General features: G+C 37.7%; 26 protein-coding genes and 6 pseudogenes. 12 read left to right on the top strand and 20 right to left on the bottom strand.

Annotated features, from left to right (window positions below):
• Positions 1 to 626: 626 nt before the first annotated feature.
• Complete coding sequence (gene xynA, locus BGM23_RS11845) at positions 627 to 1,268, bottom strand: endo-1,4-beta-xylanase XynA (protein WP_015251938.1); 642 nt, start codon at positions 1,266 to 1,268, stop codon at positions 627 to 629.
• Positions 1,269 to 1,895: 627 nt separating this feature from the next.
• Complete coding sequence (locus tag BGM23_RS11835; protein WP_003231362.1) at positions 1,896 to 2,135, bottom strand: TM2 domain-containing protein; 240 nt, start codon at positions 2,133 to 2,135, stop codon at positions 1,896 to 1,898.
• A gap of 170 nt (positions 2,136 to 2,305) precedes the next feature.
• On the opposite strand from BGM23_RS11835, the pseudogene BGM23_RS11830 reads away from it, so the two are divergent.
• Positions 2,306 to 2,644: pseudogene (locus tag BGM23_RS11830) on the top strand (helix-turn-helix domain-containing protein).
• A 49-nt stretch (positions 2,645 to 2,693) separates the two neighbouring features.
• Here BGM23_RS11830 and BGM23_RS11825 read toward each other — a convergent pair.
• From BGM23_RS11825 to BGM23_RS11810, 4 genes and pseudogenes are all read right to left on the bottom strand, one after another.
• Positions 2,694 to 4,292 (bottom strand): hypothetical protein, encoded by a 1,599-nt coding sequence (locus BGM23_RS11825; RefSeq protein ID WP_046663324.1) that lies wholly within the window; start codon positions 4,290 to 4,292, stop codon positions 2,694 to 2,696.
• A gap of 41 nt (positions 4,293 to 4,333) precedes the next feature.
• Positions 4,334 to 4,646: pseudogene (locus tag BGM23_RS11820) on the bottom strand (HIT domain-containing protein).
• Positions 4,647 to 5,124: 478 nt separating this feature from the next.
• Positions 5,125 to 5,397, bottom strand: a complete 273-nt coding sequence (locus tag BGM23_RS11815) for a hypothetical protein (RefSeq protein ID WP_046663912.1) — start codon at positions 5,395 to 5,397, stop codon at positions 5,125 to 5,127.
• A gap of 164 nt (positions 5,398 to 5,561) precedes the next feature.
• The gene (locus tag BGM23_RS11810; protein ID WP_046663327.1) at positions 5,562 to 6,263 is read right to left on the bottom strand and encodes a hypothetical protein; all 702 of its coding nucleotides are present in this window, start codon (positions 6,261 to 6,263) and stop codon (positions 5,562 to 5,564) included.
• Positions 6,264 to 6,910: 647 nt separating this feature from the next.
• Here BGM23_RS11810 and BGM23_RS11800 point away from each other — a divergent pair.
• The 6 genes and pseudogenes from BGM23_RS11800 (at position 6,911) to BGM23_RS21885 (ending at position 10,729) form a co-directional block, all read left to right on the top strand.
• Positions 6,911 to 7,276, top strand: coding sequence for a hypothetical protein (locus BGM23_RS11800; protein ID WP_029318057.1), 366 nt, complete (start codon positions 6,911 to 6,913; stop codon positions 7,274 to 7,276).
• A gap of 180 nt (positions 7,277 to 7,456) precedes the next feature.
• Positions 7,457 to 7,753, top strand: a pseudogene (locus tag BGM23_RS21440) (SOS response-associated peptidase); the annotation flags it as partial.
• A 263-nt stretch (positions 7,754 to 8,016) separates the two neighbouring features.
• Entirely contained in the window at positions 8,017 to 8,391 is a 375-nt protein-coding gene (locus BGM23_RS11790; RefSeq protein WP_046663332.1) for a YoqO family protein, read from the top strand.
• 849 nt (positions 8,392 to 9,240) lie between these two features.
• Positions 9,241 to 9,333: pseudogene (locus BGM23_RS22400) on the top strand (phage holin); the annotation flags it as partial.
• Between the two features lie 132 nt (positions 9,334 to 9,465).
• Entirely contained in the window at positions 9,466 to 10,596 is a 1,131-nt protein-coding gene (locus BGM23_RS11785) for a response regulator aspartate phosphatase (protein ID WP_046663334.1), read from the top strand.
• On the top strand, positions 10,586 to 10,729 hold the full coding sequence (locus BGM23_RS21885) for a hypothetical protein (RefSeq protein WP_153801665.1): 144 nt from the start codon (positions 10,586 to 10,588) through the stop codon (positions 10,727 to 10,729). The genes BGM23_RS11785 and BGM23_RS21885 overlap by 11 nt, the downstream gene beginning before the upstream one ends.
• Before the next feature lie 153 nt (positions 10,730 to 10,882).
• Here BGM23_RS21885 and BGM23_RS22150 read toward each other — a convergent pair whose 3' ends face one another.
• The 4 genes and pseudogenes from BGM23_RS22150 to BGM23_RS11775 form a co-directional block, all read right to left on the bottom strand.
• The gene (locus BGM23_RS22150) at positions 10,883 to 11,083 is read right to left on the bottom strand and encodes a hypothetical protein (protein WP_021481449.1); all 201 of its coding nucleotides are present in this window, start codon (positions 11,081 to 11,083) and stop codon (positions 10,883 to 10,885) included.
• A gap of 221 nt (positions 11,084 to 11,304) precedes the next feature.
• Positions 11,305 to 11,659 (bottom strand): annotated as a pseudogene (locus tag BGM23_RS22145) (DinB/UmuC family translesion DNA polymerase); the annotation flags it as partial.
• A pseudogene (locus BGM23_RS22140) lies at positions 11,657 to 11,811 on the bottom strand (T7SS effector LXG polymorphic toxin); the annotation flags it as partial. The pseudogenes BGM23_RS22145 and BGM23_RS22140, both read right to left, overlap by 3 nt.
• 87 nt (positions 11,812 to 11,898) lie before the next feature.
• Entirely contained in the window at positions 11,899 to 12,465 is a 567-nt protein-coding gene (locus BGM23_RS11775) for an SMI1/KNR4 family protein (protein ID WP_046663338.1), read from the bottom strand.
• Between the two features lie 128 nt (positions 12,466 to 12,593).
• Between BGM23_RS11775 and BGM23_RS11770 the strand changes: the two genes are divergently transcribed.
• Complete coding sequence (locus tag BGM23_RS11770; protein ID WP_119899493.1) at positions 12,594 to 14,030, top strand: flavin monoamine oxidase family protein; 1,437 nt, start codon at positions 12,594 to 12,596, stop codon at positions 14,028 to 14,030.
• A gap of 248 nt (positions 14,031 to 14,278) precedes the next feature.
• Here the strand turns inward: BGM23_RS11770 and csaA are convergent, their stop codons facing one another.
• The 7 genes from csaA to BGM23_RS11735 all read right to left on the bottom strand — a co-directional run bounded on the left by csaA (position 14,279) and on the right by BGM23_RS11735 (position 19,073).
• A complete protein-coding gene (gene csaA, locus BGM23_RS11765; protein WP_029726834.1) occupies positions 14,279 to 14,611 on the bottom strand; it encodes a chaperone CsaA in 333 nt (110 codons plus the stop codon).
• Between the two features lie 64 nt (positions 14,612 to 14,675).
• Entirely contained in the window at positions 14,676 to 15,401 is a 726-nt protein-coding gene (locus BGM23_RS11760) for a helix-turn-helix domain-containing protein (protein WP_072592544.1), read from the bottom strand.
• Positions 15,402 to 15,415: 14 nt separating this feature from the next.
• A complete protein-coding gene (locus tag BGM23_RS11755) occupies positions 15,416 to 16,159 on the bottom strand; it encodes a GNAT family N-acetyltransferase (protein ID WP_029726833.1) in 744 nt (247 codons plus the stop codon).
• 77 nt (positions 16,160 to 16,236) lie between these two features.
• Positions 16,237 to 16,812 carry a TetR/AcrR family transcriptional regulator gene (locus BGM23_RS11750; RefSeq protein WP_017697555.1) on the bottom strand — a complete coding sequence of 192 codons (576 nt, stop codon included), beginning with the start codon at positions 16,810 to 16,812 and terminating at the stop codon, positions 16,237 to 16,239.
• Between the two features lie 5 nt (positions 16,813 to 16,817).
• Entirely contained in the window at positions 16,818 to 17,519 is a 702-nt protein-coding gene (locus tag BGM23_RS11745) for an MBL fold metallo-hydrolase (protein WP_046663343.1), read from the bottom strand.
• Positions 17,520 to 17,595: 76 nt separating this feature from the next.
• The gene (locus tag BGM23_RS11740) at positions 17,596 to 18,078 is read right to left on the bottom strand and encodes a GyrI-like domain-containing protein (RefSeq protein ID WP_014480008.1); all 483 of its coding nucleotides are present in this window, start codon (positions 18,076 to 18,078) and stop codon (positions 17,596 to 17,598) included.
• A gap of 53 nt (positions 18,079 to 18,131) precedes the next feature.
• Entirely contained in the window at positions 18,132 to 19,073 is a 942-nt protein-coding gene (locus tag BGM23_RS11735) for a helix-turn-helix transcriptional regulator (RefSeq protein WP_046663346.1), read from the bottom strand.
• Positions 19,074 to 19,278: 205 nt separating this feature from the next.
• Here BGM23_RS11735 and csk22 point away from each other — a divergent pair, with 205 nt between their 5' ends.
• Positions 19,279 to 19,824 (top strand): mother cell-specific sporulation protein Csk22, encoded by a 546-nt coding sequence (gene csk22 / locus BGM23_RS11730; RefSeq protein WP_029726830.1) that lies wholly within the window; start codon positions 19,279 to 19,281, stop codon positions 19,822 to 19,824.
• A gap of 26 nt (positions 19,825 to 19,850) precedes the next feature.
• Here csk22 and czrA read toward each other — a convergent pair whose 3' ends face one another.
• Positions 19,851 to 20,174 carry a Zn(II)-responsive metalloregulatory transcriptional repressor CzrA gene (gene czrA / locus BGM23_RS11725; RefSeq protein WP_003231284.1) on the bottom strand — a complete coding sequence of 108 codons (324 nt, stop codon included), beginning with the start codon at positions 20,172 to 20,174 and terminating at the stop codon, positions 19,851 to 19,853.
• Between the two features lie 194 nt (positions 20,175 to 20,368).
• Here czrA and BGM23_RS11720 point away from each other — a divergent pair, with 194 nt between their 5' ends.
• On the top strand, positions 20,369 to 21,046 hold the full coding sequence (locus tag BGM23_RS11720) for a lysozyme family protein (protein ID WP_014480011.1): 678 nt from the start codon (positions 20,369 to 20,371) through the stop codon (positions 21,044 to 21,046).
• Between the two features lie 89 nt (positions 21,047 to 21,135).
• On the opposite strand, the gene BGM23_RS11715 is transcribed toward BGM23_RS11720, so the two are convergent.
• Both BGM23_RS11715 and BGM23_RS11710 read right to left on the bottom strand, forming a co-directional pair.
• Positions 21,136 to 21,672, bottom strand: a complete 537-nt coding sequence (locus BGM23_RS11715; protein ID WP_003231280.1) for a DUF420 domain-containing protein — start codon at positions 21,670 to 21,672, stop codon at positions 21,136 to 21,138.
• Between the two features lie 136 nt (positions 21,673 to 21,808).
• Entirely contained in the window at positions 21,809 to 22,591 is a 783-nt protein-coding gene (locus BGM23_RS11710) for a VLRF1 family aeRF1-type release factor (RefSeq protein WP_015251912.1), read from the bottom strand.
• A gap of 170 nt (positions 22,592 to 22,761) precedes the next feature.
• Between BGM23_RS11710 and BGM23_RS11705 the strand changes: the two genes are divergently transcribed.
• Both BGM23_RS11705 and BGM23_RS11700 read left to right on the top strand, forming a co-directional pair.
• Entirely contained in the window at positions 22,762 to 23,259 is a 498-nt protein-coding gene (locus tag BGM23_RS11705; protein ID WP_014477061.1) for an N-acetyltransferase, read from the top strand.
• A 63-nt stretch (positions 23,260 to 23,322) separates the two neighbouring features.
• Positions 23,323 to 24,300 (top strand): S66 family peptidase, encoded by a 978-nt coding sequence (locus tag BGM23_RS11700; protein ID WP_029726829.1) that lies wholly within the window; start codon positions 23,323 to 23,325, stop codon positions 24,298 to 24,300.
• The last annotated feature ends 102 nt before the right edge of the window (positions 24,301 to 24,402 follow it).

Below are 24,402 nucleotides of genomic sequence, written 5' to 3'. Positions count from 1 at the left end.
GCAGGATATAATAAAATTATAAGATGGATATCTATAACTTTTTAACTAGAAAGCGCACGTAGTGTGATTATATCACCGTGTCTGTTTTTGTGCAATATAAAAAGAACCTGGGCAATTTCACCAGGTTCTTTTCTTAATTTCCATAGCTAGTCGCATTAAAAAACTTGGTTCGAGCTGATACAATCCTCTAAGGAAATCCTAAAGTTGGGTTCTTTTCGAACTAACCTGTCTTGTTCCGTAGAGTCCCCATTTATAAATTAGACTTTTTGTTCTTAACAGTCCCACCTTTAACTAGTATAAAGTTATGAGGATCTGGTTAACTACTAGATATTTTTATTTTGAATAAGGCTTATGTTTGATAAAGAAGGGTTATGTAAAGGTGTCTGTTGTGAGCAAGCGCTGACTACAAAAAATTGATAGCATTCTCATTTAAATACCATTCTATTAACCTATAGGAAAAGTTATAAAACCAGATGGAGAATACCCTACCTCCAGTAATTCCAAGGCCGTTCACCTAGTAGAAAACAACCTTTAACCATTACTAACGATTTTAATAATCATTGATTATAAAACTTCTCAAGGAACGATCATCAGCCCGTTAGCTACCCCTGATTAAAGATGATCTGCTACCACACTGTTACGTTAGAACTTCCACTACTTTGATATCCTTCTGTCGCCATGACTTGGTAAGCCCAATTACTGCCCAGATTCATTCCATGGCTCTTCCATGCGTTCACATGATTGCTGAAAGTGATTGTAGCGTTGCTTCCAGTTGGTCTCTTCGTCTGACGAACACTCCAGTACTGCGTAAAAGTAGTGCGATCGCCATCAATGGAAGGTGCGTTATAACGTGTAGTTGTATATATGTCATATGTACCCCCATCACTTTTTACAGTACCTTTATACGTTCCAGTAGGTCTATAAGTACCCCATGAATCCACTACATAATATTCTATGAGAGGTGATCTCGTCCAACCATATAAAGTTAAATATCCATTGCCATTTGGTGCCCAAACTCCGGCATTATAGTTTATCGTCCTAAATGGCGAACCTGTAGTCCAACCTTTACCAACAACAAAATTTCCGGTATTAGACCAATTAACACTGTAATTCCCGCCAGACCCATTAACAGCGTTTACTATACCGCCCCCATCAGTCCAATTTTGCCAGTAGTCTGTGCTAGCTGCAGAGGCGGTTGCCGAAAACAAGCTAATACTCATTAAAGCTGCCGATAATCCAACTAAGAAATTCTTTTTAAACTTAAACATATGTTACCTCCTATAATATTTTTTCCGACTTTGAGGTAGCACTCGTATACATTTAAAACATTCTTAATTACTAATGCCAAAGCTTTTGATCGTCCCCTTCAGTATAATACCACGAATTCATGAGCAAATATTAAAAGTATTTGTAATTTAATTACAAATACCTAGAAACACATTATAAGTGGTCTTCTTCCACCATATCCTGATCCTTTTTTCGTAGGATCACAATTCTTGTTTCTAATTCAGATGGAGTAATATCTGCAATGAATTCCCATTGAACCATTTCTATAAAGGAGATATACAGTAGAGATTGTGAAATTATTGTGCTGCCGCTTGTCTAATGAAGGGAAGCAAATCTATGAAGAATATGAAGAACTGAAGAAGAAAACAATTAAGGTTATACTAAGAAAGAACTGCTCAATTAGAATTATTGACCAAAAATTTGAGGATGATAGCTTAGATCAGTTTTACAAAGAAGTTGCAAGATTGTTATTTGAAAGGACTCTGAAAAAGAAAAATAAGAATTGACAATCGTGGTAACTGTGGAATGTAACCGAGCCTCCAATTCAAAATAAATTTCTTTAAAATACTTATTTTATTTAAAGAGGGACTGTATATCCCTCTTTAAAATTAAGCTTTAGATTGCTGCTGAAAGTAATAAAAATTGTACTTTTGATCAAACCCTTCTTCGCTACCACAAAGAAAAATAATGAATTCAATAAATGCGATAATAGAGGGGATACCAGTCCAGCAAAACAAAATATATAGAATACCTTGTCCTACTCTTCCCAAATAAAACTTATGTATTCCCAGACCCCCGAAGAAAAATGCTAATAATGCCGCTACAATTTTGTTCTTCTTGCTTACCATGACTTCCTCCTAGTTCATTGCTACCATTTTTAAAGTAATGCTTTCACATTATAATGCATTTTCCGCCAGAAATCGTGAAAATTTTGAAATTCTTTTGAGATTTTTTATTTTATTGAGAAATGAAAGCTCATATAATTGAACTAGATGGTTTTGGGAGGCGTTTATTCAAAATGTATGGCCAAAGATTACGTCAATTACGAAAGGCACACAAATTAACAATGGAACAGTTAGCTGAGAAAATTGGAATTGCAAAATCAAGTTACGGCGCGGTATAAAACTGAAAGAAAAAAACACCATTGGACAAGTTGATTATTTTAGCTAGGCTATATGATGTTACAGTTGATTACATACTTGGGTTAACGGATGATCTTGATCCTAAAGTGGAAAGAAAAAATCTAAAAGAGTTTTTAGAAAAACCCGATATTCACTGGGATGGATATAAACTTACCCCTGAGATATTAGATCCTATCCGGAAAATTTTGAAGATGGTTACTACAAACAACAATTAAAAAGAGCCCTTATGTGAGCATTTGCATAAAACAATTATTTTATCTAAATCTAAAAATTTGGATTCCAAGCAAATTCAATGTTACCTTCTGTTCTTACGACTAAATCTTTGCTTAATCTCTCTTTGTTAACCTTATATTCTTTGCAGCTAAAATATTGAGCTTGTGCAATGAAGTTATCATTACTTGACATTATGTATCTTTTGCGATCACTTTTCCTTCCATACTCTTTAAAAATATCCATAAATATAACATCTGCTGGCATCTTACCATACTTTTTATCATGCGTTATCTCTGGAAAGTTTTCTAAATGTCTAACCTTGTCTATGATTCGTACAATTTCCTTCTTCACATGACTTCTACGCTTTGAATTCTTCATGTAGATCTCAATTTTAAAACGTTTTAAATTGTTTGTACTTGTGTCTCTGATATTTTTAACGATATACTCTTCTTCCTTAATATCGTGATAATGACAATGCAAAGTATAATTTCCGCTAACTGTATCATCATCTTGAAAATTCGCACCAAAAAGACTATTCCTACTTATTTTATCAACTAAGTATTGGGCATCTATACCGTTTTGAATATATGCAATAATATCAGCTGTATCAGTTAATAAGAAAGAATTAATTTGTTTGTCGTTATTAAATGTAAGGAAAAGCCTATCGGACTCAGGAAACAAAAAAACTAATTTAACAAAGGTAAATATACCAAACTGAATCAATTCATTATTAGAAGGAACTTCATATGTAGAAAAATAGAGGTTGACTTGGTTGTTTATTTCATCCACATTCAAAAGATTACATCTTAAATTATAAGTTGACATCTCGAGTTTTATCCAGGATTGATAAACAATATCGGTTGTATTCGAACAAATTGACTGAGCAATGCTCTTATAATTCTTTACATTAAATTTTACAATACCGGCTAGCAATCCGTTAACCAGATCAATTATTTTATATATCTGTCTCTTAAATTGAGAAACACTTACTTCCTTACTTTTAGGTTTTCCTCTGTTAGTGAAGTTAAAGATAATTTTATCTTTCTCTTTTAGATAAGTTCCCCCATGGTTAATAGCATTTCTAATATCTACATCAATTTCCTTTGTTAAAATTGTACACCCTTTTGAATTAAGCAAATTGACTAAAGGGCCTAGATTATTTTGACTTAACAAGTCTTTATCATCTATGGTGTTAAGCAAATTCCTCAAAAATTTATATAGATTGCTAACTACTCCTTCAACTAACGAATTATATAAAGGCAAATACTTGACTTGAATTTCAGTGTCTCTCGGAATTATAGTTTTATTAAATAAATTCAATGTACTCAGTACACGATCATATGATGAAAGGGCTAAAAAAAAGTTGTCTAGACTGTCTCTGAAGTTCTCAAAAAACAAATCAGTGTTAACGTTCTTGCATTTTACTTCATCAATTAAGTTGTAAATAAAATCTTTAATATCTTTATTCCAAAACTGTTTCTCCTCATCAAATATTAAATCATAAATTAACGGAAGCCATGTCTTAGGTATATATTGTATCCCCTCAATATTTTGGTCTATTCTCTCTTTGTACCCCTTCATAACTAATTCACTATCAAACCCCATGAAATCTAATGATCCAAATGCAGCTTCAACGTAATCACTGTTCAATTATTCCCTCTCCTAGCTCCTCATTTAATAAAAGGATTCTTTTATCTTAATGGCTCTCCCGAAGCTATATGCCAATGTAGATGTTTCGAATCCTGATATTCTCCCAAGTTTGTAAGTACTCTACAAGAACCGTTTTCTTTTGTTACCATAGCTGCAACCTTTTTTATCACACCAAGCAACTCAAGTAGTAGCTCGTTATCCCCTTGAAGAAATATGCTTTTTTGGAATTGCAACTATATGGACTGGCCAAAAAGGTCTTGTATGATGATACGCTAAGACATTCTCGGTTTCAAAGACTTTATTTACTTTTGTTTTTCCACTTAATACTTCATCGCAATAAAAATCTTCAGTCATTATTAATCCTCCCAACAGCCTTTAGCTTCGATCCTCATAGTCAATATATAAATTAATCCAATGCTCTTCTCGAGGATTTGGCTCTTTGTTAGTTCTGTACCAGCCGTTAAAGTGGGCAATCAAATGAATCATTATTTTTCTGCTTGGTCCTTTAGAATCCATCCCTAATTGGGTAAAGCCACTTTTAGTGCTTAACGGATCTCCATCTCGGGGGTATCAAATTGTATAAGAGCATATAGTATTTCCTAAGTCTGTACCAAAAGGTTATAGAGCCACCAAAGTGATCTCGATAGTGACTAACTTAAATTTTTGGTTTATAACTCTTTGATTTTAAATAGTCGGCAATTTCTTCCGCGCCAAATTCTTGACCTATTTGTCCTCTTTCTTTAAGCACCCTCTAAACCTCACAATAAAATGATTATTTTATTACTATTATACTACAATTTTCCATAGATACACTAAACAAAAAGCAGTCTATTCAGATCTGCTTTTTATTGTTTTCTTCTTTTAACTTTTTATTTAGTTTGAACCCAATTAAGATATTGACAATAGCTGCTGGAAGATATAAAACTCCTGCACCTATTATTCCTAATGCAGCACTTGAGCTCACTATAAATGTCTGCATTTCTGTGTTTCTTGATTTTAAGCAAAGTAATACTAGGAGGCCAGCTAAAACCCCCATAAGCCGTGCAATACCTGGAATAAAGAAATCTGTTAGGACTCCAAATAATTGCCCTATAATTGATAGCATAATCCCTAAAAAACTGGACAATAAAACTAAATTTTTAATGTCATTTCACCCCTTTTCAAAGTATATCATCGGGCTCGTCATGGTCAATCCCATATTTGCCTTTAATTTTTACGTCCCCACAACCGGGATTCTTTTCGACTCATAACGAGCTTCACTAGCTGCGCTCAATGTTTTTCGTAATAATAGGATTTGACCCAATGATAATTTCTACCCTTATATTCACACCATTCAATAAATCCCTTTGATTGTTTTTCTGTAAACAACACCCAATCATTCAACAGATCTTGATAATAGTTAAGTGCTTCGTTATAGTTATTTCTTGTTTGTTGACATTCTACCTTGTTGTTTAGCTGCAGCGACTTAATAATAAGTGCTGTATCTTCTTTAATATCGCCAAGATACAAATCTTCGGATATATGATGAAATGAATACCAAAGGGCGTTCAAATTAATATCGATTAGCGTTAATAAGGATAATTGTTCATTGCTGCCACCAAGTCTAAGCGCATTGTGTAAGTAATCGACACGTTTTTCGGTATTTAAAAACACGCCATACCACCTATATGGCCTTGGATCTTCCGGATTATTCTTCATCCATCCCTCAAGTAAAGGCTTTAAAAGTTCCTCTTCCAAAGGATGAACGAGTACATGGTGAATATCATCTGATGTTTCAAATAAAGCAAATAGCCAACAAGCAAACTTCTGTTGGGCATTATTATCCCACGTCTTTGCTTCATCAATAAAGGAAGATAATGCTTTAAAGGATTCCTTACGTAACCCTTTTTCTTTGAGGGAGCAGAACTTTTGAAGTAATGGATATTCATCCAATCTGTCACTTTTCAAGATATTAGTTAAGATATTTACCATTGCTCACATCTCTCTTCGTTAAGAATAAAGTCCATGTTTTATTTAGGTTTTGTACCTTGCTATATCACTAAGAATAACTTGATTTCCATTTTCCTTTTTCTACACCTGAATGCTTTTCAAAATGCTATAGTTGCATTATTTAATTTGCTTCACTGAAAGTAATATGAACAATAAACTGAGTTGTTATCTTCAACTATAAAGTATGTATCCTGGATTAAGAAATTTGTAAAGCCAGCTGTTTTAAGTATCGCTTTACTCATCTTGAGCATATCCATCTGGATATCATAATCAGTTTGAAGATCCAAATTAGTAGTAAACGCTGCATGTAATTCAAAGAAAGAATTATCAAATTTAAAGTTTAAGATTTTCATAACGATCCCCACCTTACCGTTTCCTTTATTATACACAGTGAGAGCTTAACTAATTAAAACTGCTGTTTTATTCAAAACTTAATGTCCTTTGTTCCTTTCCCTCTTCCGACCATTGCGGATGCTAGCCACTTCATAGTTTCTTTAATATAGTTTTAATATAATAAAAGCTTCATGAGAAAAGGTCATTTTTTGCCCGCTTGCACACCTCCCAACATTTTTAGTTATAATTATTATAAAAATCAATAGGAACTATAAATATATTAAAGAGGGATTGCTATGACTAAATTATATACATGTTTAATTTGCGGATATAAAGGATTAAGTGAAAACCCATTAAACAATGATGGTGAGTATCAAAAAACATTTGAAATCTGCCCTTGTTGCGATTTTGAATACGGCTACAGTGAAGATCATGACGTAAGCTTAGGTTTTATTGTAACTCCAGATTATTTAATTGACGCTGCAATTCAGTTATACCGAAAACAGTGGATTGAGAATGGAATGAAAATTGCAAATCCTGAAGATATTCCAGAAGAATTAAGAAACGGTGACTGCTTAAAATTTGAGGTGTTGTTAAAGCAATTGAATAGCCTAAATCTCGATACAGAAAACTTTGAAATCAAGGGATTTAATGGTTATTAGGCAGCTTCAAGCCCCCGGTATGGGGGCTTTCTTATTATTGTAAAGACTATCAGAAGACTGTTTAAGTATTAATATCATTGATTATTCTTTCTCCATATTCCCCTGACCAACACTTCAACTTCTTTAACCTCAACTGTTTGCTGCATCACATCCCTCCTTTTTGTTTTTCGTGTATCAAGCTTGTACAATGACATCATCAAGCAATTCAACATAGATCAATTCTTACCTGAAGGTGAATATCACCCAAACTATAATGTCGCTCCTTCACAAAACATCCTGACAATCATTAACGATGGATCCAATAACCGTCTGGGCAAGCTTAGATGGGGCCTTATCCCTCCTTGGGCTAAAGATGAAAAGATCGGATACAAGATGATTAATGCTCGTGCCGAAACACTGGCCGAGAAACCAAGCTTTCGAAAGCGAATTGTCAGCAAACGTTGTATCATACCCGCTGGCAGGTATACAGAATACCGTTCTGCATTTTCTTCCCGAGCTTCCACCCACTCATAGTCACCCACCGTCCAGAAACGCGGTGAAGCTTGACCGTCGCTGTCTTGATATTTCAACTCTTGCTGAAGTTCTTTTAAAAACTGAATATCTTGATTCATTCATTTCCTCCTATCTGTTTAAAATCTCGATTTTAAGTTAACTTTAAAGTACATGAAAGTACATGGTCTTGAGAAATTCCCCTTTAATTGGTAAGCTGGCACCTAGGATCATACAAAGCAGGTGATACCTTGAAAAAAATAATCGGAATAATTGGATTAATTGCTTCCTTAATTGTGCAAGGATTTTCAGCAAGCGGTTCGTTGACTCATGAGATTGCTATGGCTTGTCTATTTGTATTTCTAATAATTTATAATTTTGAACATGCTAAGGATTTCTCTAAAAAATCTCTAATTGTTTTAGGAGCAATCTTTATAGCTCTAATGCTAGGTATTTATCAACTCATTTCCTTTAGCGGTGATTACTTTGATAGGCTTGACTTAAATATTGGACTTATCATCTTACTTGAGATCGCTTTGATCATTGTTTTGGTATCTATTGCAGTAAATTTAATGAAACTTATTGCGAATTGGTTAAGGAAAACACCTGATGGTAAAGAGTTTTAACTCTTTGCCTTGTGGTCTCTTATATATGAAATCAAATGCTTTCCCTAATTCATTCTCTTCTGTTACCGCTGAGTAATAATAATTACTTTGGCCATATCTTATATTGCATATAAGGGTTAATCAGTCGAGATCATTGAGGGATTAAAATATGGCCAAATAAAAAACGATGGATGCTCCATTTCCATTAAAAAGACAAGGTTGAATATGTAGTACTTCACTCAGAACATTTGGCTTATTAAGGATATAATAAGTGTTCTTATTAATTTTTCCTGTTACGATAACGATCAAAAACAGAGTTATCTATCCCATTTCAAGCCAGAAATTATTCTGCTTTTTTAAAAATGTTCTTGATTTTCACTTTTGTATATATCCATAAAGCATTCGGACATAACCATTATATGTAACTGAAATGCAGGTATAAGACTTATTATATAGAGATTTAAACCAATATGTGGGGTCTATTAACATCCAAATACTCAAAATCAAGAACAAATGTACTCATAGCACTTCCATTTCCACACCCTATCCAAATTTTCATTTTCCTAATTTCACTTTAAATCGCCCTATTTCACATCGTAATCGTTATCGTAAAAGCCTATATTATCAACGTTTTTCCTTCTGAAAATTTTCCCTTTTTATCAATATCTCCTTAAAACAACCACTTTTCCCTACTCCCACTTACGTTTTATCGTTAACCCCCTATTCACTAATTAAAGTATCAAAAATCCTTATGTTTACTGTCTTTTTTTAACTCATTATAAATTTTTACGATAAGCATGTTATTCGTGTACGTTATACGACTTGACTGTATTTGGTGACGATTTAACATAGAAATTTAATGCACTTCTAACTTTTTTAACTGCAATGGGTATCATTGTTGACTCAACAACTCAAGGTATTTCTGATAGTAAACAAGCAATGGATTATGATTCACCGAGATAAAACCCCGCCCTTCTCTTAATTGAAGAGGGTATTTTTTTCGCTTTTTAAGAAAATGTTAATCTTCCTTAAACACTTAAATATGATAAAATATTACATATTTAGTCTATTGGATACATAGAGGGAGGGATTTCAATGGAGCAATTAATTCCGTCATCCACGGTTGGAGTTAAAATCAATGAGTGGTATAAATACATACGGATGTTCGCCGTTCCAGATGCTGAGATATTAAAAGCAGAAGTTGAAGAAGAAATAAAACATATGAAGGAAGATCAAGACTTATTGTTGTATTATTCTCTAATGTGTTTTCGTCATCAGCTAATGCTGGATTACCTTGAACCTAAGTCATTGAATGAAGAACGCCCTAAAATTTCAGACTTATTAGAAAAGATCGAAAGCAGTCAAACAAAGCTTAAAGGTGTCCTGGAATATTACTGCAATTTCTTTAGAGGAATGTACGAATTTGATAAGAAGGATTATATAAAAGCAATAAGGTCATATAAAATTGCTGAGAAAAAGCTCGCTTTAGTAACAGACGAAATTGAACGAGCTGAGTTTTATTTCAAAATGGCTGAAGTGTATTATCACATGAAACAAACCCATGTATCAATGCACTATGCTGAAGCAGCACTTAACATTTATAAAGACCAAAAAACTTATACTGTTCGCCGAATACAATGTGCTTTTGTTGTAGCAGGCAACTTTGATGATCTGGAAAGTCATGAAAAAGCAGTTCCGCATCTTCAAAGAGCATTAAAAGATTCGAAAGCTATAAACAAGCACAAACTAATTGGTGCATCGTTATATAATTTGGGGAACTGTTATTATAAGATGAAAAAGTATGACAAAGCTGCTGAATATATTGAACAAGCAGTCTCATTGTACGAAAACGATAAAAGTGACCTTCTCCCTCATACGTTATTTACACTGACACAAATTTACTTCAAAATGAAGGATATTGAAAAAGCCTTTATTCTTTATAAAAAAGGAATCAAGAAAGCACAAGCCATTAACGATGATGTCTTAGTTGCTGAGTTTAATTACTTAAAGGCTTTATATATCGACTCTATAGATAAACGCACAGTTTTCCGAACTTTTTCTGTACTTAAAGATAATGTAATGTATCCAGATTTAGAGGAATTAGCACTCGACACGGCTAATTATTGTAAGGAGATAGGGCAATTTGAAAACTCAACCACCTTTTTTGACGTCATGGTGGATGCCCGAATCCAAATACAAAGAGGAGAGTGTTTATATGAAATTTAAACTTGCATTAGCCACCTTGTCAGTTGTCGTTGGATTAGCAATTTTTAGTGGCTTTTCATCCTCGAATGACAAAGAGTTCCATGAAGCTAAAAGGAATATTACTTCTATTCAACCGACCAAGTTTTTTGTTTAATATTTAACCCATTAGAAACATTACCGAGCAATGGGTGCTACTAATTTGTCAACTCTTGATTAATCATTAGCTAATTAAACTAAAAAGACCGCACTACGAAATACAGTCAGTGTGGTCTTTTGTCTTCAAAATAAAATTTTAATGGAAAGTTTGTTACCACATATGCAAAGCAAGAAACGAAAGCCCCCATGCTAATATGCCGAACATTACGAAGAACCTAAGAAAAGTTTCATATTTTGTAAGTCTTCGTTCTCTTTTTATTTTACTCAATCTCCAATAAAAGGCGTAGCCGGAGAACAATAAAATTATTTGTCCCAGTTGTGACACAGATTCTAAAAATTCTATCCCATTCATTGATTTTCACCTCGTTTATTTATGAGAAAAGTAGGTTTTATTATCTCAGATGAAAAAACCATTTCCAACTGTTTAAGTAAAAATAAGTAAGCCATACTGTGTCTAATGGTATAAGAAAAGATGTCCTCTGTGTCTAGTAAAACCATAGGTATGGTGGCAGAATACGTTATGTTTCTCTATTAAAATAAGCAAATTAACATTGTAGTTTTATCATCTTAACTTTATGATGTATGTCCACCAGTCAGCCCTGCTCTGTGAAGCGCAGTACCAGCAGATGTATAAGAAACTACTCTAAGAATCGCTTTCGATCTGTATTACTTCTAAACCCAAGTTTCCTTCTCTTATCATTATCCACTTCAAATAAACTCAACTGATGATTAACATCATCCTCAATATTTGATAAGGTAACTGAGATACTTCTCACTGTTTTACCCGAGTAAAACTTATTAAGCAACATCTATATATGTCCATCGTGATATTTGTGGGAAGATCTATTGTTTTGGCTCGGTGAAATCCACCACCAAGATCATCTTTACTGTATCCAATACCCAGGCTGATTGTTCGACCAACTTTGTTGTCAGCACCCTTGCCTGAAAACTCACTGTCATCTAGGTCAGCTACTTCCTTAAACGCTTTTTTAAGCTCACCATTTGCGACCTTAGTCCCTTGTACTCTTTGGCTCTTTTATCCGCTTCAGAGAGCAATGAATCAGCTTCAAATACCTTCATTTCATTCTCCTTTCAAGCCTACTCTATGTAAATTTCACCACAATTATTTGCTTGAATAACAGAAAAAGACAGCCAGAACTGACTGTCTTATACATCGTGCGATCGTGTTCTATAATAATTTTCTGCGGTATAGTAGCACCATTCCCAAAAAGTTGCCCCATTGGATTCTATATACCGATCTAGAAATATCTCGAAATTTAAATTTAATGGTGTATATTCCCCTATTTCTAATATAAAAAGATAGTTGGGATCCCCTTTATCCAATTTATCTTTGTCGATCATCAAATGGCACCCTTCTAATAAGTGACCAATTGGAATACCATTGATGCCTTCAAACAAATCCTCATATTTTAACTCCTCTTCAATCTCTTCAAGGCTAAATAAATAAAGTCCTCCACCTATATTCTCCCCATCAGAAAGAATCTCAAAAATTTTCGCACCGTTATGCAGTGTCATGAACTTCTGATAATCCTCTGGAAGGGTAATCTGATGTTTAGCTTCAAAGCTTTGAATGTCGTTAAGGGTTGCTTTGTCCTGTGAAAATGTAACAAGGAACTCCATGATATCCCCTTCAGAACAAAACAATTGAATGGCTCCTTTTTCGTCTAAAAGACTTTTCAAGCCATTTACCGTCTTATGAACAAAGTTAGTCACATACATCACCCCTTTATTTCCTTTTAACAATAACCTTTCAAATTCCAAAAGATGTGAACAGATCGTGATAGGTGCTCTTTTCAGTGAATATAATGCAATAAATTCTAAAAAGAGGTGCTTCCAAAAAATTGAATTCTCTAATGAATGATGACATGGTAAAGATCATTAGAAATGGCCTTAGCGCGTCACAGCATCCAAAGCACATTCTTGTTATAGGAGCTGGATTGTCCGGGCTTGTATCAGCATCTTTGTTGAAAAATGCCGGTCACAGAGTAACGATTCTCGAAGCGAGCGGCAGAGCGGGCGGCCGTGTCTGCACTTTGAGATCTCCCTTTAGTGATGATTTGTATTTCAACGCTGGCCCGATGCGCATACCGAATAACCATTCGTTAACCTTAGAATATATCAAAAAATTCAAATTGCCAACAAATGTATTTATCAACAGAACCCCGATGGACATCATTTATGCAAATGGAATCAAAACACGTCTCCAAGTTTTTGAACGAGCTACTGGAATATTGAGATATCCAGTTGCACCAAATGAACAAGGGAAAACGTCTGAAGAGCTGTTGCTTTCTTTACTGCAGCCTATTCTAAATTTTATCAATCAAAATCCAGCGAGAAATTGGCGGATTGTCGAAGAACAATACAAAAATCATTCGTTAAGCTCTTTTTTAAACACGTATTTTTCATATGGCGCGATCGATATGATCGGTGTACTTTTGGATATGGAAGCGTATATGGGGATGTCCCTTGTTGAAGTATTGCGGGAATCTATCTTTTTTTCATCGCCCGCTCACTTCTATGAGATAACTGGCGGTATGGATCTGCTGCCTCACGCGTTTCTTCCTCAATTAAAAACAAACATTCTATACCATCAAAAAATGATGAAAATGTCTCAGGGTGAAAATAGTGTTACGATCCATTGTCAGCATCAACAAACGGCAGAATTTGCATCGTTCACAGCAGATCTCGCTATTGTAACCATTCCTTTTTCAACATTGCGATTTGTAAAAGTCGAACCATACCATTCATTCTCTTACTATAAACGGAGGGCCATCCGTGAGCTAAACTATATCAGTGCAACAAAAATCGGCATAGAGTTTAAAAGCCGATTTTGGGAAAAAGCCGGTCAGCGCGGCGGCAAATCTATTACTGATCTTCCGATTCGTTTTTCATATTATCCAAGCAGAAATATTGGAGCAAATGGACATGCCGTCATTCTGGCGAGTTATACTTGGGCTGATGAGGCACTAATATGGGACAGTCTTTCAGAAGGAGAGCGTATCCAGTATACTTTACTGGATTTATCTGAAATCTATGGTGATATTGTGTGGTCTGAATTTGTGTCTGGCACTTCTTTTAGCTGGAGCCAGTACCCGTATTCTGCGGGAGGTTTTACAGCTTTCGAACCAGGACAAGAATTAGAGCTGTATCCCTATATTCCTGTCCCTGAGGGCAGAATTCATTTCGCCGGAGAACACGCCTCACTCACTCATGCGTGGATGCAAGGCGCGATTGAATCTGGAATACGTGTTGCTTATGAGGTCAATCGCTTACCTTAGTTCATGCTCACCTTCTGTACTAAAAGATTATTACATTTCATATAATAAGATCTTGATTAGACGGACAAATTCAATCACAATAACAAAGTAATCCTTGCATTCCTTCGCCCTCCATGCTATATTCATATAGCGATGAGCTGAATTGTGTAAGCCGATGTACATGCCTTACGGCACACACGAATGTGGCGTGTGGTGCATCGCCTCAATACGCAAAAGACGTTTGCCTTAGGCAAACGTCTTTTTTTGCGTTATCCGATTTTTGTGCCGTTTGGGACAGGCTGATCCGGCTGCAAAAGGACGACGTCGGCCTGGCCGGGTATGCCGCCGAGGACCAAGACTTCCGATTTAAATCCGGCGATCCGGCGGGGCGGAAAGTTCACGACTGCTATGACTTGCTTGTTGATGAGATTTTCCGGCTTATAACGCTTCGTGATTTGTGCGCTCGATTGTTTTATGCCGATTTCAGTCCCAAAATCTATCACAAGCTTGATTGCCGGTACTCTTGCTTCAGGAAATTCTTCCGCTTTTACAATTGTTCCCGTTCTGATATCCAATTTCTCAAAGTCTTCAATAACTGCCATATCAATAACTCCTTTTTCTCCTATTGTAAAGGAGATATACAATATTCTTTTAACTAAAGAGCCATCATTTTTTATCCGAATATAAGGTGTTTCGATACAGGCGGGGCGGCATTCCTGTGCTTTTCGTGAACCATCTTGTAAAAGAAGAAAGGTTTTGAAAGCCCAGCGCCTCGCTCACGACGGTAAGAGTTTCATTTCTCTCCATCAGCATTCGTTTTGCTTCCTCAAGGCGAAGGTCGGCAATATAGTTCTGCGGGGACTTCCCTGTCTGTTTTTTGAACCAGCTTGAATAGTAAGCTGGGTGATAATGCTCGATTTCTGCCAGCTTCTTAATCGTCAGCCGCTCAAATAAATGGCTGTGAATGTATGCAATTGAGGCATAGCTATGGGATTGAAGCTTTTCTTTTATGTATTGTACTAGCATATGAAGCGAGTTGGCTGTTCCGGCCTTTGCTTCCTCTGTCAGCAAGTACCTGATCGAAGACCAGAAAGGATCGAGTGCAGCTTCAATTCCCGATCCTGCACGATACTCATCAATTTTCATTGCATGAAGCGGAACATCCAGTACAAGACATTCATTTCTTCCGATAGAACGGAAACGATGCTCACACTCCGGAGGAATATATAAAAAATGATCTGGCTTTAATTTCACCTGGCGCTCTTCAGTCTCAAGATCAATACTCCCTTCAAGCGGAAAAAGAAATTGGCTGTACGCGTGCTTATGTGAATGATAAAGGCGTGTGTATGTCCGTTTTTCGCAAATCATCTCTTGAAGCGAATCCATCAGCAACCTCCTTCCTTTGGTCAGCTTTTAATCCGGTAATGGTGTTCCGATATAGGCGAAAATCCGATTTTTTCATATAAAGAAACTGCCGCCAGATTTTCTTTCATCACTTGTAAAAACATGCGTTCCGCTCCGTTGTTTTTTGCCCATTCAGTCAACACCCTGATCACTTGGGTTCCTGCCCCTTTTCCTCTGTGCTCCTCAGCTACAACGATATTACTAAGTCCGCCATAACCATCAATGACAGAAACCGTGCCAAGCGCTGTAAGGCTTTCTTTGTCATACATCTTGAAAAAAGTTTTACACGGTGGCATGCGTTCGAATATGTGTTTGTAACCTTTGTGACGTTCGGGTGAAAACCCTTCTAATTGAATAAATTCATCTATCCAAACAGATGATGGCTCTTGTTCCCACTTGTATGTAAATCGGCTGTTGTCATTTGTTCGGCTCATAATTGACCGGCACAACGCTGTCATCTGGAAACACTCGTCTACCTTTTCATAACGGCTGTCTGCCAATGCGTCATCAAGCCCTTTCGGTGATGCGTTGCTAATATGAAAACAAACAGGTAAGCCTAAACTTTGATAAAAAAGTTCGGCCTCTAGCTGAAAATCCCCTTCAGGCATATCCGCAGACGTCCATACGCTATTTGCCCTTTTGGTTACGCCAAAATTCGCTCTGAGAAGCCATTTCCCTATGTTTTTTTGAAAATAAGCCGGCCATGAAGCTGCCGCTAACCGTTCAATCTTGTGAATGTCATCCATTGCATAATGCCTCTCCCCTATGTATACTCCCTTGATATTATACAATATTCAGAAATATAAGACATCCATTTGTTTGTTTACATAATATTTTTATTGTTTATTAATAATCCTGACAAAAATGTCCTAATTGAAAATGACAGGCTTTCTAAAATGTCCTCCTCACGTTCAAATGCTTCTTTTGCGATTAAAGCAGTAAAGCCATGCAGCAGGCTTCTGAGCCCCCTTGTCGCATGAATGGCAGTCTTTTCACTTGCATAGCCGTTTTCAATGAGCAGCTTCGTCACAAGACAGACAATTTGGTCAGAGACGATTTCCGTCCGTTTGTCCTGAACCTTAAGCAGAGCCGCTTCATAATATCCGGGATTTTCAATTGCAAAATCAACATATGCATGAGCTAAAGAAAGCATAGCGGAATCTCCCTTTCGTTCGGTTACGGAGTCCGCCATTTGATCAAAAAGCTTTGTCAGTCCTCTGACAGCAAGTTCTGCTCTGATCGCTTGCAGCCCGTTGATATGGTTATACAATGACGGGGGGCGCACATTCATTTTTTTAGAAAGTGCCGCAAGTGAGACACCATTTACCCCTTCCTGATCGGCAATCTCCGCTGCAGCGTCTACAATCATTTTTTGGGTCAAACCTATTCTCGGTGACATGCTCATCATCCTTTCTTTGCTTTTTGGATCGACTGTCTCATCCGCTCTGAAGGTGATCGCAGGAATTTTCCATGTCCGACAGCGAGACAGGAAGGCGCCTTATCTGCGAGCAATTGTGCACTTTTGATGGCCTCCTCCTTATTCCATGTGGCGAAAGCGGGAAAAGGAAACGCCCATTTTATCTGGCCTGATACAGCGATTCCTCCGCGCAACTGAAACGCATCTCCTGCTATTAAAGTGCCGTTTCTTGTATCAAGAAATGACATGCTGCCCGGTGTATGGCCCGGTGTTGGAATGGCAAGCAGAGAACCAATTATTTCACCGCCCGTCAGCAGTTGGTGAGGCTTTGTTTGTATGTGTTTCGGAATACCTCCTTTTATAGGCGTCTGCGGCTCATCTTGCCGCAAGGATGTGTCACCTTGGAGCAAGAATGAATCCCGTTCCGAGATCATGACCTTTGCATGCGGAAATGTTTGTGCCAATGTATCCAGTGATCCGACATGGTCCCCATGTGCATGAGTCAGTAAAATATGCTGAAGCGGTTTTCCAAGCTGATTCACAGCTTGAATAATCCCTTTATAGCTGCCTGGCAGTGCGGCATCAATAAGGGTGACTTCGTTTTCTTCCTCTACTAAATAGCAATTAACCGGAAACAATGCTGGAAAAAAAGTCAGCTGCCAAACCGTTTGGTACTGAGTCATTCTCATCTTTTTATTCCTCCTAACAAAAACTAATGGCGTTAGTTTTATTATTAACTAACACCATTAGTTTTTCAAGAGTTTATTATTTTTTTATCGCTACATAAATGTTAACTTGTGCTCGCTGTGGCACTGCGGCACTTTGATCATACATCTCAAAATCACCTGTAAACGTGCGCAGATGCCGCTTATCCCAAGTCCAAATTTCCTTCCACGTTTCAAGCACAATCTCTTCAATAGGACCGATTCTGGAAGTGAAAACGGCGTAAGCGGAAGCCGGCAAATCAATGTTTTCATATGGTCCCGGAAGAATGTCGTCGTATTCCTGAAACGTTCCGACTGAAAACGTATAAAACCCATTCGTCTCTTGTTCATAATTCGAATATAAGGCAATAATGCTTTTGTCTTTTTCAGCCTGTGATAAAAGAGCGCTCATATCCTGCTTCCAGAATTGGTCCCACAGTGCCGGAATCCTCCTTTCTTCCGTCATTTCCAGTGCGTTGCTTGTCCGTTGTGACAGTCCGGCAAATCGTTTCCGGTCTAAGTGTGTTATATGTGAAAAGCCCATACGATCTCCTCCTTTTTTTAAGATTATAGACAAAGAAACCTGACAGCAGTGTGTCAGGTTTCATATATTTTTTGCATGTGATGAATGGTTTCTTTTACTTTATCCCGTATATGAAGAGGCTGCAGAACCTCAATATCCTTTCCGAACTGGAGCAAAAAACCGATCAGCCATGGATCTTCTGGAAGTGAAATCACTGCCCGGCAGATTTCATCTTCCTCACAACAGTGAAGGACATCATATCCGAACCATTCACCTATGCGCTGACGTGCTGACGGCTGAACAAGAATAACCAATTCAGTTAAACGGTCCTTTTGGTACCAACTCTTATCCCATGGCAAAGTGTCCAGCTGAATGTCTTTTCTGATAAATGTCTGATGTAAGATAGCCAGATCTTTCATCCGGTTCAGTTTAAAAAAGCGAAAATCATTTCTTACCAGGCAGTAGGCATATAAATACCAGTGCCCCGCCTTGCAAACCAATGTATAAGGTTCAGTTTCCCGAAGTAGTGTTTCCCCGCTTGCGCTTGTATATGTAAAAGATATCGTTGACAACCGATCGATGGCAGCGCTGATTTTCTCGCGCAGCGTCTTTTGATCCTCAGTATGGCCCCAAGCCGTCATGTCAATAAACCATTTTTCTGTTTGGTGCTTAAATGCTTGAGCAGAGTGCTCCGGTATAAGGTGTTTGATTTTTTGATAGGCTGTGCTGTGAGAAACGGGTTCATACATAGATGAAACGCTTTGCAAAGCGGAAGCAATTGCAAACAATTCCTCCTCCTTCAGCCACTCTCTTTCAAGCCGATACGTTTCCATGATGCCAATTCCGCCCCCGGAACCCTGTGAGGTCACAATCGGAATACCAGCCCTATTGATCGTCTCAATATCACGGTAAATTGTTCTGACAGATACTTCAAACAGCTCAGCAAGCTCTGCAGCCTGCACTTGTTTTTTGCTGATCAATAACACAACCATCGCTAACAAACGTTCCAGTTTCATTCTGCGCACCTTTTCTTCTTGTATTTTCCAACAAAACAATCATAACATTTTGATAAAGCTTGGGCATATCTATTATGCGGCGGAATACACCTCGCATATGCTATGAAAACAGGGGTTTCCCCTTCTTTTTTGTGTTCAGTATTTATTTCAGCTACTATTTCCGACCGGATAAGCATACACTTCTCAACGGAGGGGATTTCACATCATGCATCTTACACTTCAGAGCGTTTATCCTGCCATGATCATCATCTTTTTTCTGTATAAAAAAATTAAAAGGTCCATCGGATACCAGCCGCTGAAGCCCCGCTGGCTGTTCACCCGTATCATTCTTTTCTCGCTGTTTGCTTTTGGCCTTTCAATCTTCAGCGCCATTCACCCTTTTTTATATGGATATCTCATTTTGGGCATTCTTGGCGGATGGCTCCTTGTCTTTTTCGCTAAGAAAAACATCTCTTTTGAAAAACGCAGAGGAAAGATCTATTTTCGGACTCATATTTGGGTAGAAATGATTCTCCTAACCTTATTCCTGTCAAGATTTCTATATCGAGTGACAGAGCTTTATCTTACCTCGCCTGATCTAAACAGCCTTGGATCTTACGGTCAGTCAATCGGAACGGACCCTCTGACAATAGGCGTCTTTTTTCTGATAGCCGTTTATTATATCGGTTTTTCTTCTTTTGTCATCAAGCTCAGCAGAAACGAACTCGAACAGCACGAATACAATAAAGAAAAAGACATCCTTGCCCGCTAACAGCGAGTTAAGCAAGGATGTCTTTTTCAATCATGCTGTGTATGATGGATCATTTGCTGAAGAACATCTAAAACATGTTCATCCTCCGGAGAGTAATAAATCGATGTTCCTTCTCTGCGCGATTTGACAAGCCGAAGATTTTTCAAAAATCTAAGCTGGTGGGACACGGTGGATTGCAGTAAATTCAGCTTTTCTGCAATTCCGTTTACAGCATGCTCACCCTGGGACAATAAATGGAGAATCCTGATTCGGGTTGGATCAGAAAGCGCTTTGAATGTTTGCGCGACTAGAAACAGCGTCTCCTCGTCCAGATCAGCAGCCGATTGTTCCGTTTCTCTAAATTCAGTCATATGTTATCACCTTTCTTTATTCATAGTTTTATCTTATAACAAATGCGCTTGAGTGCAAACCAGCCTGCTTGTATTCCATTTCAATCTCATAGTTTAAATTTATGTTTCAAATCAGGTTTTTACTTGGTCTGATATACCGTCTTATGTCATAATAAAAAAGGTCATACTGCTCCAAACATTGAGGGTGAAACACAGTGAAGAAAAAGAGAAAAGGCTGTTTCGCTGCTGCGGGTTTTATGATGATTTTTGTCTTTGTCATCGCCTCTTTTTTATTGGTCCTGCTTTTTTTCAACCGGGATTTAGTCAAAAAACTTCCGATCGATACGAAAACGATTGTTTTGGAACGTTTAACCGATTACAAACCCTTGGTGGAAGAAGAGCTTGAAAGCCAAGGACTCTCTAATTATACATCACTCATATTAGGCATGATGTATCAGGAGTCAAAAGGAAAAGGCAATGATCCCATGCAGTCCTCTGAATCTCTGGGGTTAAAACGCAATGAGATAACAGACCCTCAACTCAGTGTTAAACAAGGCATCAAGCAATTTACCCTCATGTACAAGACCGGTAAGGAAAAAGGCGTGGATTTGGATACCATTATTCAAAGCTACAACATGGGGGCAGGTTACATTGATTTTGTAGCTGAACATGGAGGAACGCATACTGAGGAATTGGCAAAACAATACTCCGAGCAGCAAGTCAAAAAAAATCCTGATCTGTATACTTGCGGGGGAAATGCGAAAAATTTCCGCTATCCGTATTGCTACGGTGATTATACGTATGCAGAAAAAGTAAAAGAAAAAACAAAAACTGTTGAAGAATCTTTGCAGGTTGCAACACTTGAAACCATGGAATCCAAGGCTCATGAATAAGAGTCTATCAATTTACTGACAAAAGCCCAAAAATGATTTTGGGCTTTTGCCATGTTTACACGTGAAAAAAGCCATACTGAGTATGGCTTTTAATAATACGGTGAAATCATCAAATATACAATAACGCCTGTAAGGCTTACATACAGCCATAGAGGCATTGTCCATCTCGCAATTTTTTTGTGGCGCTCTACCTGCATGCTGAAGCCTCTGATCAGCGTAAACAGCGCAAGCGGCACAATAATTGCAGAAAGGCAGATATGTGTAATTAAAATAAAGAAATAAATCGGGCGCATAATACCTTCTCCGCCATAGAGCGTGTTTTCCGCAATCGAGTGGTACGTCACATAGCAAATCAAAAATAGTAATGTTGTTGTGAATGCGGCCAAAATAAAGCGTTTGTGAGCTTTGATATTTTTCTGTTTAATCATAATCAGCGCGGCCAATAAGAAGATAAACGTAAAGCTGTTGAATATCGCATTCAGCATTGGCAAAATGTGAATATTCGCATGGCTGAACTGATCTAATTTAGGCATAAAAAACAGCACTGCGATTAAACCGTTAATCAGAACTGTCAGCGTAAGGACAATCCCCGTGTAATTTTTCGGTTTATTTTCTGTTTGGTTCATTTGGTGACCTCTCCTAATTTGTACTGGCTATCCAAATCGTATGCAAATTCAAAGAAGATGTCAACGGTTTCGATTGCTTCGTCAGAAATTAGACACACTTCAAAGGCCGGAGGCTATTAGCCCCGGCCTGTTAGGTTTACGCCTCTTTTATCAAATGTTCAATGACCTTATGTTCATTTTCATTCAGCAGGTTCTTTTGAATTTTCGAATGAATGGGTTTATTCATATGCTGATCCAAGATATCGGCCGTTTCTTTATCCCCGGCAATAACCATTCGTTCCCATCTTTTCGCGGCAGCTTTTTGATCAAGGCTGGCAGCCAGCCGCTTATACAGTCTCGATTGGTTCTCTGTTACATGTTCCCTCATCCGGTTCTCTTCAAATGGTGGCGCTTTGTCTACAGCGGAATGGCTATTCTTCCAAGACTCATTGATCATATCATACTCATAACGCTCCACCGCCTCAATTTTTCCTAAAACAGTTTCAATAATTTTTACTTCATGCTGCTGAGTTAAAATAAACGCCGTACTTGGGTATGCCTGGCGCAAACCCTTCAGCTGATCCAGGACAGCTGTTTCTTCCCAGTAAAATCTTGTATCTACAGGGACTTGAAGCTTAATAGGTTCCCATATGCCGCTGTCGGAAACAAAAAACACGAGACTGCGGGGCATGTCTTTTCCCATTGCATTCAAGTATTGATTCATTTTAGCCCTGATTCCATCCAGACACTTTTCCTCCTCTGGATCACTAGCTGCCAAATACTCTTTTAATCGGCTGAATCCTGACTTTAGGGCAATCTTCCATTCTCCCCCCTGCTGCTCTGGATCTCTCATGTCTGTATTGAGATACAGAGAGAGAATTTTATCCGGCGGTTCCAATTGGACATACTGTAATTTGTTAATCAATGAATCAATCGCCATTCTGATTCCTCCTTTTTCACAGGTTAGTTTTCTTTTTCCTCTCTTAAAAACGATCAAACCTGACTTTCCGCTAATTTCTAGTAATAATGGAATTGTTGTTTACAATACGCCTCTCTTCTAATACAATTGGTAACTGTGTTTCTAAGCTGATTTTTGAAAGGAGTTTGATCTTGTTTACTATTAAAGAAAAAAATCGTCAAGAGCTTGAAGAAGAACTAAATGATTTAGAATTTCAAATTTATCGCATGCAGGAGAATATGAAGGATTTATCTAAAGATGCCAAAGTGCTTGGTATTGATCAATCGAAACATGATGAGTGGATGATTGTTTCCTCGATTGATGATGGCCAAACATGCAAAATTATGCTAACTGATTGTAAAACGGCATACCGAGGAAAAGGCTGTTTTTCACTTGTAGCGTCTTACAAGGACGATGCCATTCATATAGGGGACATCAAAGGCCCTCCGAATCACGGGTTTGGCTCCATTTGCATGAAATATTTAAAAGATATTGCAAGAGACCACAATATACCGAAAGTCACCGGAGACATCGCCAAACGGGATTGGAATCATGTAGACCGGCTGATTCACTTTTATGAAAAACATCAATTCAAAGTATGTATCGATCATGATACCCAATCCGGCAGCATTAAGTGGGTTGATTTGTAAAAAAGTCTGGAAGAAAGAGCCAAGATATGCTGTAATGGTATAAAACCATTGATGGAGGGTTCTATGTACGCCTCAAAACTGAAAAAGGGAGACGAAATCCGGATCGTGTCTCCCGCGACCAGCATGTCTATATTAACAAATGAAGCAAAAATCCAAGCAAAAACGGCGTTAGAACGCTTAGGTTATCGGGTAACCATCGCTGAACACGCAAATGAATGTAACGAATTTGATTCATCCTCTATCGAGTCAAGAGTCCATGATCTGCACGCTGCCTTTTTTGATCCAGGCGTCAAAGCGATTTTAACGACACTCGGAGGGTTTAATTCAAATCAGCTGCTGCGTTATCTTGATTACGAGCAAATCAAACGACATCCAAAAATTCTGTGCGGCTATTCCGATATAACCGCTCTTTGCAACGCTATTTATCAAAAAACGGGTCTTGTTACGTATTCAGGTCCCCACTTCTCAACATTTGCAATGAAAAAAGGGCTTGATTATACACAAGAGTATTTTCTTTCTTGCTGCGCTTCGGACGACCCGTTTGAAATTCTTCCTTCAAGTGAGTGGAGCGATGATCGCTGGTTTTTGGATCAAGAAAACAGGCGTTTTTATCCTAATAAGGGCCCTGTAGTAATCCAAGAAGGTTATGCGGAAGGCACTTTAATTGGCGGAAACTTATGCACGCTTAATTTGCTGCAGGGTACGGAGTATTTTCCTGAAACAGAACATACTATTTTATTGATTGAAGATGATTATATGTCAGACATCCACATGTTTGACCGCGATCTGCAATCACTCATCCACCTCCCCGCTTTTTCACATGTAAAGGCGATTTTGATCGGCAGATTTCAGAAAGCATCAAACGTATCAATGGATCTTGTAAAAGCCATGATCGAAACAAAAAAAGAATTATCCGGCATCCCGATCATCGCAAATATAAATGCCGGACATACCTCGCCAATTGCCACGTTCCCTATAGGAGGAACATGCAGGATTGAAGCTATTTCGGGTACATCACGCATATGGATTGATAAACATTAATTAGCTTGTAAATTTTTTTACAAGCTTTTTTAGCGCATGCATGCCGCACGAGACATGACAAATGTCATATAGGAGGCATGATGTGTGCTACTACAAAAGACT

It is taken from the genome of Bacillus sp. FJAT-14266 (genome assembly GCF_001719225.1).
GTDB lineage: Bacteria > Bacillota > Bacilli > Bacillales > Bacillaceae > Bacillus > Bacillus subtilis.
The sequence above is the reverse complement of the archived record's forward strand: the minus strand, read 5'-3'. Positions and strand labels throughout refer to the sequence as shown.

Bases quoted from the DNA above. Each gene is read 5' to 3' on its own strand.
- xynA (WP_015251938.1), bottom strand. From the start codon at position 1,268: ATGTTTAAGTTTAAAAAGAATTTCTTAGTTGGATTATCGGCAGCTTTA.
- BGM23_RS11835 (WP_003231362.1), bottom strand. From the start codon at position 2,135: ATGGTAAGCAAGAAGAACAAAATTGTAGCGGCATTATTAGCATTTTTC.
- BGM23_RS11815 (WP_046663912.1), bottom strand. From the start codon at position 5,397: ATGCTATCAATTATAGGGCAATTATTTGGAGTCCTAACAGATTTCTTT.
- BGM23_RS11810 (WP_046663327.1), bottom strand. From the start codon at position 6,263: ATGGTAAATATCTTAACTAATATCTTGAAAAGTGACAGATTGGATGAA.
- BGM23_RS11800 (WP_029318057.1), top strand. From the start codon at position 6,911: ATGACTAAATTATATACATGTTTAATTTGCGGATATAAAGGATTAAGT.
- BGM23_RS11785 (WP_046663334.1), top strand. From the start codon at position 9,466: ATGGAGCAATTAATTCCGTCATCCACGGTTGGAGTTAAAATCAATGAG.
- BGM23_RS21885 (WP_153801665.1), top strand. From the start codon at position 10,586: ATGAAATTTAAACTTGCATTAGCCACCTTGTCAGTTGTCGTTGGATTA.
- BGM23_RS22150 (WP_021481449.1), bottom strand. From the start codon at position 11,083: ATGAATGGGATAGAATTTTTAGAATCTGTGTCACAACTGGGACAAATA.
- csaA (WP_029726834.1), bottom strand. From the start codon at position 14,611: ATGGCAGTTATTGAAGACTTTGAGAAATTGGATATCAGAACGGGAACA.
- BGM23_RS11755 (WP_029726833.1), bottom strand. From the start codon at position 16,159: ATGGATGACATTCACAAGATTGAACGGTTAGCGGCAGCTTCATGGCCG.
- BGM23_RS11750 (WP_017697555.1), bottom strand. From the start codon at position 16,812: ATGTCACCGAGAATAGGTTTGACCCAAAAAATGATTGTAGACGCTGCA.
- BGM23_RS11745 (WP_046663343.1), bottom strand. From the start codon at position 17,519: ATGAGAATGACTCAGTACCAAACGGTTTGGCAGCTGACTTTTTTTCCA.
- BGM23_RS11740 (WP_014480008.1), bottom strand. From the start codon at position 18,078: ATGGGCTTTTCACATATAACACACTTAGACCGGAAACGATTTGCCGGA.
- BGM23_RS11735 (WP_046663346.1), bottom strand. From the start codon at position 19,073: ATGAAACTGGAACGTTTGTTAGCGATGGTTGTGTTATTGATCAGCAAA.
- csk22 (WP_029726830.1), top strand. From the start codon at position 19,279: ATGCATCTTACACTTCAGAGCGTTTATCCTGCCATGATCATCATCTTT.
- czrA (WP_003231284.1), bottom strand. From the start codon at position 20,174: ATGACTGAATTTAGAGAAACGGAACAATCGGCTGCTGATCTGGACGAG.
- BGM23_RS11715 (WP_003231280.1), bottom strand. From the start codon at position 21,672: ATGAACCAAACAGAAAATAAACCGAAAAATTACACGGGGATTGTCCTT.
- BGM23_RS11710 (WP_015251912.1), bottom strand. From the start codon at position 22,591: ATGGCGATTGATTCATTGATTAACAAATTACAGTATGTCCAATTGGAA.
- BGM23_RS11700 (WP_029726829.1), top strand. From the start codon at position 23,323: ATGTACGCCTCAAAACTGAAAAAGGGAGACGAAATCCGGATCGTGTCT.